Origin of the sequence: Pseudomonas sp. EA_15y_Pfl1_P101 (assembly GCF_963970835.1) — a bacterium.
GTDB lineage: Bacteria > Pseudomonadota > Gammaproteobacteria > Pseudomonadales > Pseudomonadaceae > Aquipseudomonas > Aquipseudomonas tritici.
In genome coordinates this window covers 1-13,888 of the sequence record NZ_CAXAPA010000028.1, presented here as the reverse complement: position 1 = coordinate 13,888, position 13,888 = coordinate 1, and the positions used below count along the sequence as shown (strand labels likewise).

Annotated in this window: 12 protein-coding genes; 3 read left to right on the top strand and 9 right to left on the bottom strand. The window is 60.0% G+C overall.

Translation table 11 applies throughout. From position 1 onward, the window contains the following. Positions 1 to 123: 123 nt before the first annotated feature. The 3 genes from plsX to AACY36_RS27455 are packed head-to-tail and all read right to left on the bottom strand — an operon-like array spanning position 124 to position 1,865. Entirely contained in the window at positions 124 to 1,134 is a 1,011-nt protein-coding gene (gene plsX / locus AACY36_RS27465; RefSeq protein WP_339420912.1) for a phosphate acyltransferase PlsX, read from the bottom strand. 4 nt (positions 1,135 to 1,138) lie between these two features. Beyond that, positions 1,139 to 1,321 (bottom strand): 50S ribosomal protein L32, encoded by a 183-nt coding sequence (rpmF, locus tag AACY36_RS27460; protein WP_008152339.1) that lies wholly within the window; start codon positions 1,319 to 1,321, stop codon positions 1,139 to 1,141. A gap of 13 nt (positions 1,322 to 1,334) precedes the next feature. Then, the gene (locus tag AACY36_RS27455; RefSeq protein ID WP_049711923.1) at positions 1,335 to 1,865 is read right to left on the bottom strand and encodes a YceD family protein; all 531 of its coding nucleotides are present in this window, start codon (positions 1,863 to 1,865) and stop codon (positions 1,335 to 1,337) included. Positions 1,866 to 1,970: 105 nt separating this feature from the next. Between AACY36_RS27455 and AACY36_RS27450 the strand changes: the two genes are divergently transcribed. Continuing rightward, the gene (locus tag AACY36_RS27450) at positions 1,971 to 2,549 is read left to right on the top strand and encodes a Maf family protein (RefSeq protein WP_339420911.1); all 579 of its coding nucleotides are present in this window, start codon (positions 1,971 to 1,973) and stop codon (positions 2,547 to 2,549) included. Positions 2,550 to 2,679: 130 nt separating this feature from the next. On the opposite strand, the gene AACY36_RS27445 is transcribed toward AACY36_RS27450, so the two are convergent. The 3 genes from AACY36_RS27445 to rluC are packed head-to-tail and all read right to left on the bottom strand — an operon-like array spanning position 2,680 to position 5,293. Continuing rightward, positions 2,680 to 3,663, bottom strand: coding sequence for a S49 family peptidase (locus tag AACY36_RS27445; RefSeq protein ID WP_339420909.1), 984 nt, complete (start codon positions 3,661 to 3,663; stop codon positions 2,680 to 2,682). A gap of 21 nt (positions 3,664 to 3,684) precedes the next feature. Next, positions 3,685 to 4,347, bottom strand: a complete 663-nt coding sequence (locus AACY36_RS27440) for an HAD-IA family hydrolase (protein WP_339420907.1) — start codon at positions 4,345 to 4,347, stop codon at positions 3,685 to 3,687. Beyond that, positions 4,334 to 5,293, bottom strand: coding sequence for a 23S rRNA pseudouridine(955/2504/2580) synthase RluC (gene rluC, locus AACY36_RS27435; RefSeq protein ID WP_339497752.1), 960 nt, complete (start codon positions 5,291 to 5,293; stop codon positions 4,334 to 4,336). The genes AACY36_RS27440 and rluC overlap by 14 nt, the downstream gene beginning before the upstream one ends. Positions 5,294 to 6,059: 766 nt before the next feature. On the opposite strand from rluC, the gene rne reads away from it, so the two are divergent. After that, entirely contained in the window at positions 6,060 to 9,179 is a 3,120-nt protein-coding gene (gene rne / locus AACY36_RS27430; RefSeq protein ID WP_339420904.1) for a ribonuclease E, read from the top strand. A gap of 120 nt (positions 9,180 to 9,299) precedes the next feature. Here the strand turns inward: rne and AACY36_RS27425 are convergent, their stop codons facing one another. From AACY36_RS27425 to AACY36_RS27415, 3 genes are all read right to left on the bottom strand, one after another. Then, a complete protein-coding gene (locus AACY36_RS27425; protein ID WP_339420902.1) occupies positions 9,300 to 9,890 on the bottom strand; it encodes a nucleotidyltransferase family protein in 591 nt (196 codons plus the stop codon). Continuing rightward, complete coding sequence (locus tag AACY36_RS27420) at positions 9,887 to 10,873, bottom strand: XdhC family protein (protein ID WP_339420900.1); 987 nt, start codon at positions 10,871 to 10,873, stop codon at positions 9,887 to 9,889. The genes AACY36_RS27425 and AACY36_RS27420 overlap by 4 nt, the downstream gene beginning before the upstream one ends. A gap of 140 nt (positions 10,874 to 11,013) precedes the next feature. Beyond that, positions 11,014 to 12,345, bottom strand: a complete 1,332-nt coding sequence (locus AACY36_RS27415; protein WP_339420898.1) for a dicarboxylate/amino acid:cation symporter — start codon at positions 12,343 to 12,345, stop codon at positions 11,014 to 11,016. 339 nt (positions 12,346 to 12,684) lie between these two features. On the opposite strand from AACY36_RS27415, the gene AACY36_RS27410 reads away from it, so the two are divergent. Beyond that, entirely contained in the window at positions 12,685 to 13,683 is a 999-nt protein-coding gene (locus AACY36_RS27410) for an AraC family transcriptional regulator (RefSeq protein WP_339420896.1), read from the top strand. The last annotated feature ends 205 nt before the right edge of the window (positions 13,684 to 13,888 follow it).

The window sequence follows — 13,888 nt, the reverse complement described above, 5'->3', positions numbered from 1 at the left end:
ACAAGCCCCTAATGATCTGGTCGTCAAAAATGCGCACGCCTACGGTGGGAGCGCACGAAACTGACAGATTGGATGGTCAATTGAACTGGCCGGTCACATTTAAGCATTCCCGGGCCGATTCGCCTAAGGCAACAGATCCTCAAGACGGCCGTGCAAGCGTTGCGGCAGGTTCTCCTGGATCTCGATCACGGCCCGTGCAATAGCACTTTGAAAGCCCTCGACGCCAGCCGAGCCATGGCTTTTTACCACAATGCCCTGCAGCCCCAGGAAACTTGCGCCGTTATGCCGCGCCGGGGCCAGGTCAGCCTGCAAGCGGCGCATCAACGGCAGCGCCAGGGCACCGACCAGGCGCGACGCCAGGCTCTGTTTGAACAACGCCTCGATACGCGTGGCGATCATGGTCGCCAAGCCTTCGCTGGACTTGAGCAGGATATTGCCGACAAACCCGTCGCACACCACCACGTCCGCCTCGCCACGGTACAAACCATCACCCTCGACGAATCCGATGTAGTTCAAGCCGCGCGCGCTTTGCAGCAAGGTGGCGGCGAGCTTGACCTGCTGGTTGCCCTTGATATCTTCGGTGCCGATATTCAGCAACGCCACCCGCGGCCGGGCCACGCCCAGCGCTTCGGCGGCCACCGAGCCCATCACAGCAAACTGCAACAGGTGCTCGGCACTGCAATCGACATTCGCACCCAGGTCCAGCAACTGGCAGTAACCTTTCTGCGTCGGAATCGCCGCCACCATCGCCGGGCGATCAATGCCCGGCAATGTCTTGAGCACATGCCGCGACAACGCCATCAAGGCCCCGGTGTTGCCGGCACTGACACAGGCTTGCACCTTGCCATCACGCAGCAGCTCCAGGGCCACCCGCATCGAAGAATCGGGCTTGCCACGCAGGGCTGCCGCCGGCTTTTCATCCATACCAATGGTTTCGCTGGCCGGCGTAATCGTCAGGCGCGCGCGATCCACTGCCGGATGGCTGGCAATCAGTTCTTCAAGAGGGGAAGGTTGACCGACGAGGGTCAGGTGCAGCGAGGGTGTGGCAGACAGGCTGGCAATGCAGGCCTGAACAATGCTGCGGGGACCGAAGTCCCCGCCCATTGCGTCTATCGCGATGACTAGAGCAGACAAGTGATTACTCGTCAGCGCCCTTGTCGATCACTTTACGACCACGGTATACGCCTTCTGGCGATACGTGGTGACGCAGGTGAATTTCACCGGTGGTTTTTTCTACAGACAGAGTGCTCGCCGTCAGGGCATCGTGCGAACGACGCATGTCACGGGCAGAGCGGGATTTTTTGTTCTGCTGAACAGCCATAATTGATTAACTCCTAAACGTTTGGGTCACGCTTTAACTGCGCCAATACACTGAACGGGTTGGACCGCGTTACCTCGTCCTCGCTCGGTTCGGACTCGTCGCCGAGGTCCGCCGGCTGCTGGCATTCTTCCGGATGATGAGCAGGCACAATGGGCAAGGCGAGCAGAAGCTCCTCCTCGATCAGTGCATGCAGATCCAATGGATCTTCGCCCAGTTCCAGCACGTCATAACCTTTCGGCAACGACTGGGTATTCGCACCCTCTTTCACCACAGCGTAACTGCATTCGCTGTGGATCGGCAGGGTGACCAGCTCAAGACAACGCTGGCAAACCATTTTGACTTCGGTGTCGATAACGCTGTGAATTACCACAGATTTACGTTCATCTCGTTCAAAAACGAATTTAGCCTGCACCGTACCGACAGTGTCGGAAAGCGGGTCGCAGAGTCTCTCCAAATTGGCCAACAGCAACTCACCTTGAAGGGAAGTGCCACGATCAGCCAGTTTGCGCGGGTCAACGTGAGGTGGAATCGGGTCATTCAACATAGGCGCAGCATTATAGGGATGCACCGGGCCATGTCAAAGGAAATTCAGCCCTGTGCGTCAGCCGGTCACGCGCTAGAATCTGCCACTGCCTTTTAGGAGTCGCCCATGCTGCCTTTATTACTCGCATCCAGCTCGATTTATCGCAGGGAATTGCTGAGCCGCCTGCACCTGCCATTCATCTGCAGCTCGCCGGATATCGATGAAAGCCATCGCACAAATGAGTCCGCCATTGAGCTGGTCAAGCGCCTGGCCGAAGAGAAGGCCCGCGCGTTAGCGGCCAGCCATCCAGGGCATTTGATTATCGGCTCTGATCAGGTTGCCGCGCTGGAAGGCCGGATCATCGGCAAGCCTCACACCTTTGAAAACGCCCGCGAGCAATTATTAGCCGCCAGCGGCAAGCGCGTCAGCTTTCTCACCGGCCTGGCGCTGTTGAACAGCGAGACAGGACACTGCCAAGTCGACTGCGTACCTTTTACCGTGCACATGCGTGAGCTGGACGTTGAGCGTGTTGAGCGCTATCTGCGGATTGAGCAGCCGTATGACTGCGCAGGCAGCTTCAAGGCTGAGGGGCTGGGCGTGAGCCTGTTCCAGAGCACTGAAGGGCCGGACGCAACCAGCCTGGTTGGGCTGCCGCTAATCCGCCTGGTGGATATGCTATTGGCTGAAGGCGTGCAAATCCCTTAATTCCACCACCAAACTACTGTGGGAGCTGGCTTGCCTGCGATAGCGGTGGTCCAGCCACTATAAATGTCGACTGGCCAACCGATATCGCGGGCAAGCCCGCTCCCACATTTGAATCTATGCATCTGTTAGATCAGCGCAAGCTTGGACCCTGGAAGCCCATATACAACGCCAGCTTCTCGGCTACGCTGGCACCCAGCTTCTTGGAGAACCGATCAAACGGCGACTCCTCAACCGTAAAATCCACCAACTCCTTCTCGCCAATCACATCCCGCGCAACGAAACTGGCACTCCCCAGGCCGTCAATTAAGCCCAACGGCAACGCCTGCTCGCCTGACCACACCAACCCGGAGAACAACTCGGGATGTTCCTTATCCTTTAGGCGGTCGCCACGCCCCTGCTTCACGCTGGCGATAAACTGGCGATGGGTGGTGTCGAGCACGCCCTGCCAGAATGCGGTTTCATCAGCCTTCTGTGGCTGGAACGGGTCGAGGAACGACTTGTGCTCGCCCGAGGTGTAGGTGCGGCGCTCCACACCCAGCTTCTCCATGGCGCCGACAAAGCCATAACCGGCCGCCGTCACACCGATGGACCCCACCAGGCTGGCCTTGTCGGCGTAGATCTGGTCTGCCGCACTGGCAATGTAATAGGCGCCGGAAGCGCCCAGGTCGGAAATCACCGCATACAGCTTGATATCCGGGTGCAGGCCACGCAGACGGCGAATCTCGTCATACACATAACCCGACTGCACCGGACTGCCGCCCGGGCTGTTGATGCGCAGGATCACGCCCTTGACCTTGGGGTCTTCAAACGCAGCACGCAGGCTGCTGACGATATTGTCGGCGCTGGCGGGTTCCTTATCGGCGATCACCCCGCGCACTTCGATCAGGGCGGTGTAGTTGGCGCCACGGGTCGCATTTTTTTCCACGTCCATCAGCGGGCTGAACAATGCCAGCATGGCAATAAGCCAGACAAAGGTCAGCAGCTTGAAGAAAATCCCCCAGCGCCGCGCACGACGCTGCTCCTGAACGCTGGCCAGGAGGGTTTTCTCCAGCAGTTTCCAGCTCTTGTCATCACCACTTTCAGCCTTTTCGGGCGCTTTCCATTCGTCACTCATGCCATTAACCCCAGCAAAGACTCATCGGGCCCGGTTTAGCCAGGCCTGCAATTCGGAAAAATGATCAATCGTCAGTCGCGGTTCATAATGCTGCAAGGCCTCGGCAGCCTGGGCGCCGTAGCTGACCGCCACACTGTCCATGCCTGCATTGCGCGCCATCATCAGATCGAAAGAGGCATCCCCCACCATCAAGGCCTGGCGTGGCGACACGCCACAATGCGCGAGGATCTGCTCCAGCATCAGAGGATGAGGTTTGCTGGCGGTTTCATCGGCAGCACGGGTGATATCGAAATAATCATCCCAACCGTGGGCCTTGAGCACTCGATCCAACCCGCGACGAGACTTGCCGGTCGCGACCGCCAAGTGGTAACCCTCGGCGCGAAAGGCCTGCAGGGACTGCACCACACCCTCAAACAGCGGCGAAGGCTCCGCCTCCAGCGCCGTGTAGTGATCGGCGTAGTGCTCGCGAAATGCGACCAATTCGGCTTCGCTAATGTCGGGGTACAAGGTGCGGATCGCCTCTGGCAAGCCCAGACCGATAATGCCCTTGACCGCGAAGTCGCTGCACAGCTCGAAACCCGAACGCGTTGACGCCATGTGCATCGATTCGACGATCCGGCCAATGGAATTGGCCAGGGTGCCGTCCCAATCAAATATCAGCAGCTTGTAATCACGGTGCGACACTCAAGCGCTCCACGGTCTTGGCCCACATCTCGTCGACCGGCGCTTGCAGCTTCAACTCACCACCATCCGGCAGCGGCACGGTGAGCATGTAGGCGTGCAGGAACAGCCGTTTGCCGCCCAGGTCGCGGATCTCCTTGGAGAAGTCCTCGTCGCCGTATTTGGTATCGCCAGCGATGCAGTGGCCCGCATGCAGCGTGTGCACACGAATCTGGTGGGTACGACCGGTCACCGGCTTGGCCTCGACCAGGGTGGCAAAGTCGCCGAAACGGCGCAGCACCTTGAACAAAGTCAGGGCTTCTTTGCCCTCCTCGTCCACTTCCACCATGCGCTCGCCGGAACGCAGGTTGCTCTTCTGCAACGGCGCGCGAACGCTCTTGATGGAGCTGGCCCAATTGCCGCGCACCAGCGCCATGTAGCGCTTGTCCACACCATCGCCACGCAGGGCGGTGTGCAGGTGGCGCAACATACTGCGTTTCTTGGCGATCATCAGCAGGCCGGAGGTGTCTCGGTCCAGGCGATGGACCAACTCAAGCTCCTTGGCGTCCGGACGCAACTGACGAAAGGCTTCGATCACGCCAAACGTCAGGCCGCTGCCGCCGTGAACCGCAATGCCGCAGGGCTTGTTGATCACGATCAGCTTGTTGTCTTCAAAGACAATCGACGCCTCAAGGCGCTGCAACAGACCCTGCGCCAATGGCACGGGCTCATCACGCTCGGGCACGCGAACCGGCGGCACACGGACGATGTCGCCCGTCTGCAACTTGTACTCGGGCTTGATACGCCCCTTGTTCACCCGCACTTCACCTTTACGCAAGATGCGGTAAATCAAGGTCTTGGGCACGCCTTTGAGCCTGGCCAGGAGAAAATTGTCGATGCGTTGGCCGGCATATTCCGGCGAGACCTCAAGCAGCTGGACGCTGGGGGTCTGGGGGGCGGTATTCGTCATGGCGGCGATGATAACAATTTTTATGGAATTGAAGCACTTAATCATTGCTGCTATAGTCGCGAACGCCGCCAAAAGCGGCCTGGACAGAGGACTAGCGGCAAACTGCCGGCCCTGACCATCGCAATTCATCAGGACGCGAGGCCGTCCTACGGGGTGTTCGCCACCTTGGAAGGCTCAGGATTGTAACGAGCGCAGGTGACATGAGGCCTGAAGCGAGTGCAGAACGCAGAGTGAATACTCGCGTTTTGCGCCGATATTTACGGCCAGTTCACAAAGTGCAGTCAGTTTTGAGCCAGACCATGGCGAATGCTTCGGAAACAACGCCTGTTAAGAGCTGAGTGAGAGCGCAGTCGCCCACATTCAGTCTTGTTTAGCCATGAGCGTGGACTCCCCATTGGAGAACACGGTAAATGCCAACCCGCTGCGGATTCTGCGCGCGGCAGCACCCGAATTATCAGGGATACGTGTAGGGTGGAGATGCACAACCGTCGGACCGTGTAGCACTAGGCTTATATTTAGACGCTTCATCTCGTCCACAGTCGTCGGTTGATTCCTCCTCCTGACCTTAGCTTTTGTTGAAGTGGTGCCTTTGTCACCACCGCTAACAAGCAGGACGCGTCCGTCGCGATACGGCCCAATTGGCCTGTTATTGCTGGACACTGGAGTGGCCAACCACTCTTGACGCACCTGACACCGACCGTGAGAAGTCGTGTGTGCCGAACGCCGTTTCCGGCAGCCCGGAAACCGACGGTACAACATGAAAAGAATGCTGATTAACGCAACTCAACCCGAAGAGTTGCGTGTTGCACTGGTAGATGGCCAACGCCTCTACGACCTGGACATCGAATCCGGTGCACGCGAGCAAAAGAAGGCCAACATCTATAAAGGCCGAATTACTCGCATCGAACCAAGCCTTGAGGCTGCCTTTGTCGATTTCGGCTCCGAGCGCCACGGCTTCCTGCCCCTCAAAGAAATCTCCCGCGAATACTTCAAGAAAGCCCCTGAAGGCCGCGTGAACATCAAGGACGTCCTGAGCGAAGGCCAGGAAGTCATCGTCCAGGTCGAAAAAGAAGAACGTGGCAACAAGGGCGCCGCCCTGACCACCTTCATCAGCCTGGCCGGCCGTTACCTGGTGCTGATGCCGAACAACCCACGTGCCGGCGGCATTTCCCGTCGCATCGAAGGCGAAGAGCGCAACGAACTGCGTGAAGCGCTGAACGGCCTGATCGCACCGGCCGACATGGGCCTGATCGTTCGTACTGCCGGCCTGGGCCGCAGCAGCGAAGAAATGCAGTGGGACCTCGACTACCTGCTGCAACTGTGGACCGCCATCAAAGAAGCGTCCCTGGATCGTTCCGCGCCGTTCCTGATCTATCAGGAAAGCAACGTGATCATCCGCGCCATCCGCGATTACCTGCGCCAGGACATCGGCGAAGTGCTGATCGACAGCGTTGAAGCCCAGGACGAAGCCCTGACCTTCATCCGCCAGGTGATGCCGCAGTACGCCAGCAAGATCAAGCTCTACGAAGACAGCGTTCCGCTGTTCAACCGCTTCCAGATCGAAAGCCAGATCGAGACCGCCTTCCAGCGCGTGGTCGAACTGCCTTCCGGCGGCTCCATTGTGATCGACCCGACCGAAGCCCTGGTGTCCATCGACATCAACTCGGCGCGTGCGACCAAAGGCAGCGACATCGAAGAAACCGCGCTGCAGACCAACCTGGAAGCGGCTGAAGAAATCGCCCGCCAACTGCGCCTGCGTGATATCGGCGGCCTGATCGTGATCGACTTTATCGACATGACCCCAGCCAAGAACCAGCGCGCCGTGGAAGAGAAAGTCCGCGAATGCCTGGAAGCTGACCGTGCCCGCGTGCAAGTCGGCCGCATCTCGCGCTTCGGCCTGTTGGAAATGTCTCGTCAGCGCCTGCGTCCTTCCCTGGGCGAAAGCAGCGGCATCGTCTGCCCGCGTTGCAACGGCACCGGTATCATCCGTGACGTTGAATCGCTGTCCCTGGCGATCCTGCGCCTGATCGAAGAAGAAGCCCTGAAAGACCGCACCGCCGAAGTCCGCGCACAAGTGCCGATTCCGGTTGCAGCTTTCCTGCTCAACGAAAAACGCAACTCGATCACCAAGATCGAACTGCGCACCCGTGCCCGTATCGTGATCCTGCCGAACGATCACCTCGAAACGCCGCACTTCGAAGTGCAGCGCCTGCGTGATGACAGCCCGGAAGCCCACAGCGGCCAGTCCAGCTACGAAATCGCCGCTGCCGCTGCTGAAGTGGAAGAAGTCCAGCCAGCCGCTGCGACCCGCACCCTGGTTCGCCAGGAAGCTGCGGTCAAGACGGCCCCTGCCCGTGCCAATGCACCGGTACCAGTTGAAGCAGCAGCACCTGTTGCCGCACCGGCCGTTATGCCTGAGCCAAGCCTGTTCAAAGGCCTGGTGAAGTCGCTGGTCAGCCTGTTCGCCACCAAAGAAGAGCCAGCCGCTCCGGTTGTGGTTGAAAAACCGGCGTCCGAGCGTCCTGCACGCAACGAAGAGCGTCGCAACGGTCGCCAACAAAGCCGTAACCGCAACGGTCGCCGTGACGAAGAGCGCAAGCCGCGCGAAGAACGTGCGCCGCGTGAAGAACGCGCCCCACGTGAAGAGCGTGCCCCTCGCGAAGCCCGTGAAGAAACGCCAGCCGTAGAACGCGCACCGCGTGAAGAGCGCGCACCACGTGCTCCACGTGCCCCGCGTGAAGATCGCAAGCCTCGCGGCGAGCGTGAAGAGCGTGTGCGTGAACTGCGCGAGCCACTGGACGCTGCGCCAGCCGTTGCCGGTGCCGCTGTCGTTGCAGAAGAACGCCCGGCTCGCCAAACACGCGAAGAGCGTGCGCCACGTGAAGAACGCCAACCGCGCGCTCCGCGTGAAGAGCGTCAACCACGTGCCGAGCAAACGGCTACCGCCAGCGAAGAAGAGGAAGTGCTGACCAGCGAAGAGCAACGGCAGGAAGACGGTCAGGAAGGCGCCGAAGGCGATCGTCCACGCCGCCGCTCCCGTGGCCAGCGTCGTCGCAGCAACCGTCGTGAGCGTCAACGTGATGCCAACGGCAACGTGATCGAAGGCTCGGAAGAAGCCGGCGAAAACGCAGAAGCCGCTACCAGCGAGCCAACTGGCGACGAACTGGCTGCCGGCCTGGCCGTTACTGCTGCCGTTGCCAGCTCGGTCATCAGCGCACCTGCTGAAGCCCAGGCCCACGATCAGGCTGAACGCGCTAACGCCGCTGTCGAAGAAACCGCTGCTGTGCAAACACCTTTTGCCGAGACCCCAGTCGTTGAAACGCCGGTTGTTGAAGCCCCCGCTGCTGAAGCGCCAGTGGTAGAAGCACCGGTTGCCGAAGCGACTAGCCCAATCGAAGCGCCGGTTGTACCGGAAGTGGAAGTGGCGCAGGCGCCTGAAGCTCAGCCAGAAGTTGAAGTGGCAGCTGTTGAGCCAGCACCTGTGGTTGAAGCGTTTGTTGAAGCACCGGTTGTCGAAGCAGCATCAGAAGTACGCGAAGTTCGTGAGGAACAGACCGCCTTCCAATGGACTGCCGAGCCTGCCGCTCCGGTTGAAGCGCCAGCCCCTGTGGTGGAAGAAGCGCCAGCACCGGCTGCTGAAGTCGTGGTTGCCGAGCCTGCCCCAGTGGTTGAGCCAGCTCCGGTCGTTGAACCTGCGCCAGTCGTTGAAGCGCCGGTGGTTGCCGAAGTTGCCGCTCCAGTGGTTGAAGCCGCACCGGCCAGCGCGCTGACCGAAAACGGCCGTGCACCGAACGACCCACGTGAAGTGCGTCGTCGTCGCAAGGAAGCTGAAGCCGCCGCCGCGGCTGCACGGGAAGCAGAGCACGAGCCTAAACCCCTCGCCTGATTCCAGCAGCCACTGAAAAGCCCCGCCTGAGTGATCAGGCGGGGCTTTTTATGGCTACGAAAACACTGATTTATCGATTTGGAATGCAATCAACTGTGTGTGGCTTGCCAGCTCCCACACTTAGATCGGGGTGAAAGTCAGGGAAGGCGGCAAGTCGACGTCCCAGAGTACGCCCGGATCATCTACCGACACTTCACGCACCATCGCCTGCGCAAACAGCGGTCTGGCCCCACGGTCACCGGTCAATGCCATCAGCGCCGACCCAGATGACCGATCAAACGCCACTGGATGCCCATACTGCCCATCCTGCACCGGCACGCTGATGCCACCCGCCTCCAACCCATCGATTACTTGCTCAATGCTCGATGACTGAATAAACGGCATGTCCCCCAGCAGTACCAGCCAGCCGCCCGCCGGACCGCTGGCCGCCACCGCCGCGGCAAGACTGTCGCCCATCCCCGCCGAGCGCAGCAGCAGGACGTCGCAGCCATACGCCTCAGCCAAACGGATCACCTGCGTTCGCTCTGGCGAGGTCACCAGCCAGCGCTTTACAACGCGCCTCGGTAAATTCACCAGCACCTGCTCGATCACTGGCCGAGTCACGCCATCCAGGCCGACGCAATCAGCCAACAGCTTATCTTGGTCAGCCCCCGCCTCGGCACGAAAGCGACTGCCCTGCCCCGCCGCGAGCACAATCGCCGTCAGCGTCACTCAGCGACCACCGGCAGCGGCTTTTTCTGCATTGGCGCCACACCGTTCTTGATCGCAACAATTTCCGCCATCAACGACAGCGCGATTTCCGCCGGCGTATGGCTGCCGATATGCAACCCGATCGGCCCGTGCAGGCGCGCAATCGCTTGCGCCGACAACCCCAGCACCGCGAGGTTTTCCCGACGTTTCTGGGTGTTGACCCGCGAACCCAGGGCGCCGATGTAGAACGCCGAGGAATTCAATGCCGTAAGCAGTGCCATATCATCCAGGCGCGGATCATGGGTGAGGCAGACGATAGCCGTACGCTCATCGGTCTGTATGTTCAGCACCGCTTCATCGGGCATGCCCGGTACGAAGCGGCCGTGCTGTTCTTCCCAGCCGTAGACGAACTCGTCGCGCGGGTCGCAGATCAGCACTTCGAAATCCAGCAACCGCGCCATTTCCGCCACGTAGCGCGACAACTGCCCGGCGCCGATCAGCAGCAAACGCCAGCGCGGGCCATAGATAGCCCGCAGCCGTTTGCCGTCGAAGGTCACCCCATCGGTCTTGCTCGCGCTGCTCAAGGTGACTTTACCGGTGGTCAAGTCCAGCTCACGTGCGACGATCTGATGATCTTCACAACGCGCCAGCAGTTCCGACACCCATTCCCACGCGTCCACGCGCTCTTCAGTCAGGCGCAAGGTGCCACCGCATGGCAGGCCAAAACGCGCCGCTTCATCGCGGGTGACGCCGTAAGTCACCAACTGCACCGGCGGCCCGTCTTCAGGCAGTCGGCCATCCTGCAGGCGCGCAATTAAGTCATCCTCGATGCAACCGCCAGACACTGAGCCGATCACCACGCCATCGCCGCGCAGCGCCAGCATGGCACCCGGCGGGCGCGGCGCGCTGCCCCAGGTCTGGACCACGCTGTACAACACCACTCGCTGCCCGGCGCGACGCCATTCCAGCACGCTGCGCAGGACATTCAGATCCACACTGTCCACAAAACCTCCTGCAAGCGTAAAAAACCATTCACTTACTGTAAAACAAAAGCCACCAAAGTGACGCGCCAGAAACGCAAACGCCCCGAACCAGTCGGGGCGTTTGTGCGTTGCAGTCGGCGTTAGTTCACACCATCAGCGACTTACTTGACGACAGGTGCAGGGCCTTCGGCCACGCCCAGGTCATCCAGCTCGCGGGTTTCCGAGATACCGGTACCGCCGGACGCCAGCTCGCTTTGCAGCTTGTCTTCGTCCAGCTCGTTGACCCATTTGGCCACAACGATGGTGGCAACGGCGTTACCCACCAGGTTGGTCAGCGCGCGGGCTTCGGACATGAAGCGGTCGATACCCAGAATCAGTGCCAGGCCGGCAACCGGCAGGTGGCCTACAGCCGACAGGGTCGCAGCCAGGACGATAAAGCCCGAGCCCGTCACGCCAGCAGCGCCTTTGGAGGACAGCAGCAGCACCAGCAGCAGGGTGATCTGATGGGTGATGTCCATGTGGGTGTCAGTCGCCTGGGCGATAAACACGGCAGCCATGGTCAGGTAGATCGACGTACCGTCGAGGTTGAACGAGTAGCCCGTCGGGATCACCAGGCCTACTACGGATTTCTTCGCGCCCAGACGCTCCATCTTGATCAGCATGCGTGGCAGTGCGGATTCGGAAGACGAAGTACCCAGAACGATCAGCAACTCTTCACGGATGTAGCGGATCATTTTGATCACGCTGAAACCGTGAGCGCGGCAGATGCCACCCAGCACCACCAACACGAACAGAACGCAGGTGATGTAGAAGCAGATCATCAACTGACCCAGTTGCACCAGGGAACCTACACCATAGGCACCAATGGTGAACGCCATGGCGCCCAGGGCACCGATTGGCGCGAGCTTCATGATCATGTTGATGATGTTGAACATCACGTGGGCGAAGCGATCGATGAAGTCCAGCACTGGTTTGCCGTAGGCACCCAGGCGATGCAGGGCGAAACCGAAGATCACCGAGAACATCAGCACTTGCAGGATGTCGCCGTTGGCGAAAGCACCGACGATGGTGTTAGGGATGACGTTGAGGATAAAGCCAACGATGCTCTGGTCTTTACCGGCAGTCACGTAGGCCGCGACTTTGGAGGCGTCCAGGGTCGCTACGTCGATGTGCATGCCGGCGCCCGGTTGCACAACGTTGACCACGATCAAGCCGATCAGCAGCGCGATGGTAGATACGACTTCGAAGTACAGCAGCGCGTAGCCGCCGGTTTTGCCCACCGATTTCATACTTTGCATGCCAGCGATGCCGCTGACAACGGTGCAGAAGATGATCGGGGCGATGACCATTTTGATCAGTTTGATGAACCCGTCACCCAGTGGCTTCAGGGCCACGCCGGTCTGCGGGTAGAAGTGACCGAGCAAAATACCGATAACGATTGCAACGATCACCTGGAAGTACAGGGATTTGTAGATTGGCTGACGAGTCGTCATTGCAAAGTTCCTCAATCGTCCCGTGTGGCAAATATCCGCCATTGCCCACGACACTTGAATTGCGAACCCTCCTGCACTGGAGGGATTTGTTGTTTACGCGATCTGTAGGACCAGGCCTGCGCTGTAGTCCTTATCGCAAACGCCGTGCCACTTCGTTGAAAAGCCTTAAAGGCCTTTAGAGATCAGGGTTTGGGGCTTCCTGGCGCCCTCCCAAGCGCGAAAGCTAGTGGCGGATTTCCGCCCATCAATCCAGTCTCGTCCTACAATTTGGCGGATATCCGCCTTGTGAGCCTCTCCGGCGCTGGCTACCATCCGCCACTCCATGGACGAGGCCTTCGCATGCGTGAACGTACCATCGCCAGTCATTTCGCCCGGGCTGCCCTCGGCGGGGCGCGTCGGGCCGGTTACGACTATTCGGGGCTGTTGCACCAGGTGGGCATCGCTGCGGAGCTGCTCGCCGAACCCCGTGCCCGCATCGCGCCGGAGCAATTCACCCGGCTGCTGCAAATGCTCTGGCTGGCACTGGACGATGAATACCTGGGGTTCGCCGAAGGTCCGAGCAAGCGCGGCACCTTTGCGATGATGTGCCACGCGCTCATCCACTGCCGCACCCTGGAGAAAGCCCTGGAGCGCGGCTTATTATTTTATGGCCTATTCCCACAAGGCCCGCGCTGGCAGCTGGCACGTGAAGGCGAAATGGCCCGCTTGAGTCTGGACGACTCGCAGTTGTGGGACCCGGATCACTTCCTCAGCGAATGCCTGCTGGTGATCTGGCATCGCCTGGGCAGTTGGCTGATCGGCCAGCGTATTCGGCTGCACCAAGCCACCTTCAGTTATCCGATGCCGGCCCACGCCGGCGAATACGACCTATTGTTTCCCTGTGCCCAAGTATTCGGTTCGCCGAACAGTAGCTTGGTGTTTCCCGCGCGCTACCTGAACCTGCCGCTGCTGCAGGATGAGCGCACACTCAAACACTTTTTGGAGCGCTCTCCCGCCGATTTGCTCTCTCGGCCCGATGAAGGCGATAGCTTGAGCAGTCAGCTACGCCGCTTGCTCAGCCGCGACCGCACACCCTGGCCAGACCTGGAAGCCGTCGCCCAGCAACTGCACATCAGCCCGCAGACCCTGCGCAGGCACTTACGCGAAGACGGCACCAGCTTTCAGGCACTCAAGGATGAGCTGCGGCGGGACATCGCCATTTATCATTTGCGCCGAGCGAATTTGTCGTTGCAGGAGCTAGCCGAGCAGTTGGGGTTTTCCGAGCCGTCGGCGTTTCATCGGGCGTTCAAGAAGTGGACCGGGCTGACGCCGGGGGCGTATCGGGCCCAAGAGAGTTAGAGGTGTGTTGCCGTTGCCGGCCCTTTCGCGAGCAAGCCCGCACACATTTAACCGCGTTTATTCTGCAGGAATGCGGTCGAATGTGGGAGGCCCCACTACATCTTCGACGTAGCGCTGTCGCGCATCAAACTGGTTCATCGTAAGGTTATAGAACGCGTGCGGGGCAAAGGCCGTAGCCAGCACTGGTGTGTCAGCACCCGAGTGG

Excerpts from the sequence above, each read along its gene's own strand:
- AACY36_RS27445 (WP_339420909.1), bottom strand. The coding sequence starts at position 3,663 with ATGAGTGACGAATGGAAAGCGCCCGAAAAGGCTGAAAGTGGTGATGAC.
- AACY36_RS27410 (WP_339420896.1), top strand. The coding sequence starts at position 12,685 with ATGCGTGAACGTACCATCGCCAGTCATTTCGCCCGGGCTGCCCTCGGC.
- AACY36_RS27455 (WP_049711923.1), bottom strand. The coding sequence starts at position 1,865 with ATGTTGAATGACCCGATTCCACCTCACGTTGACCCGCGCAAACTGGCT.
- rne (WP_339420904.1), top strand. The coding sequence starts at position 6,060 with ATGCTGATTAACGCAACTCAACCCGAAGAGTTGCGTGTTGCACTGGTA.
- rluC (WP_339497752.1), bottom strand. The coding sequence starts at position 5,293 with ATGACGAATACCGCCCCCCAGACCCCCAGCGTCCAGCTGCTTGAGGTC.
- AACY36_RS27415 (WP_339420898.1), bottom strand. The coding sequence starts at position 12,345 with ATGACGACTCGTCAGCCAATCTACAAATCCCTGTACTTCCAGGTGATC.
- rpmF (WP_008152339.1), bottom strand. The coding sequence starts at position 1,321 with ATGGCTGTTCAGCAGAACAAAAAATCCCGCTCTGCCCGTGACATGCGT.
- AACY36_RS27450 (WP_339420911.1), top strand. The coding sequence starts at position 1,971 with ATGCTGCCTTTATTACTCGCATCCAGCTCGATTTATCGCAGGGAATTG.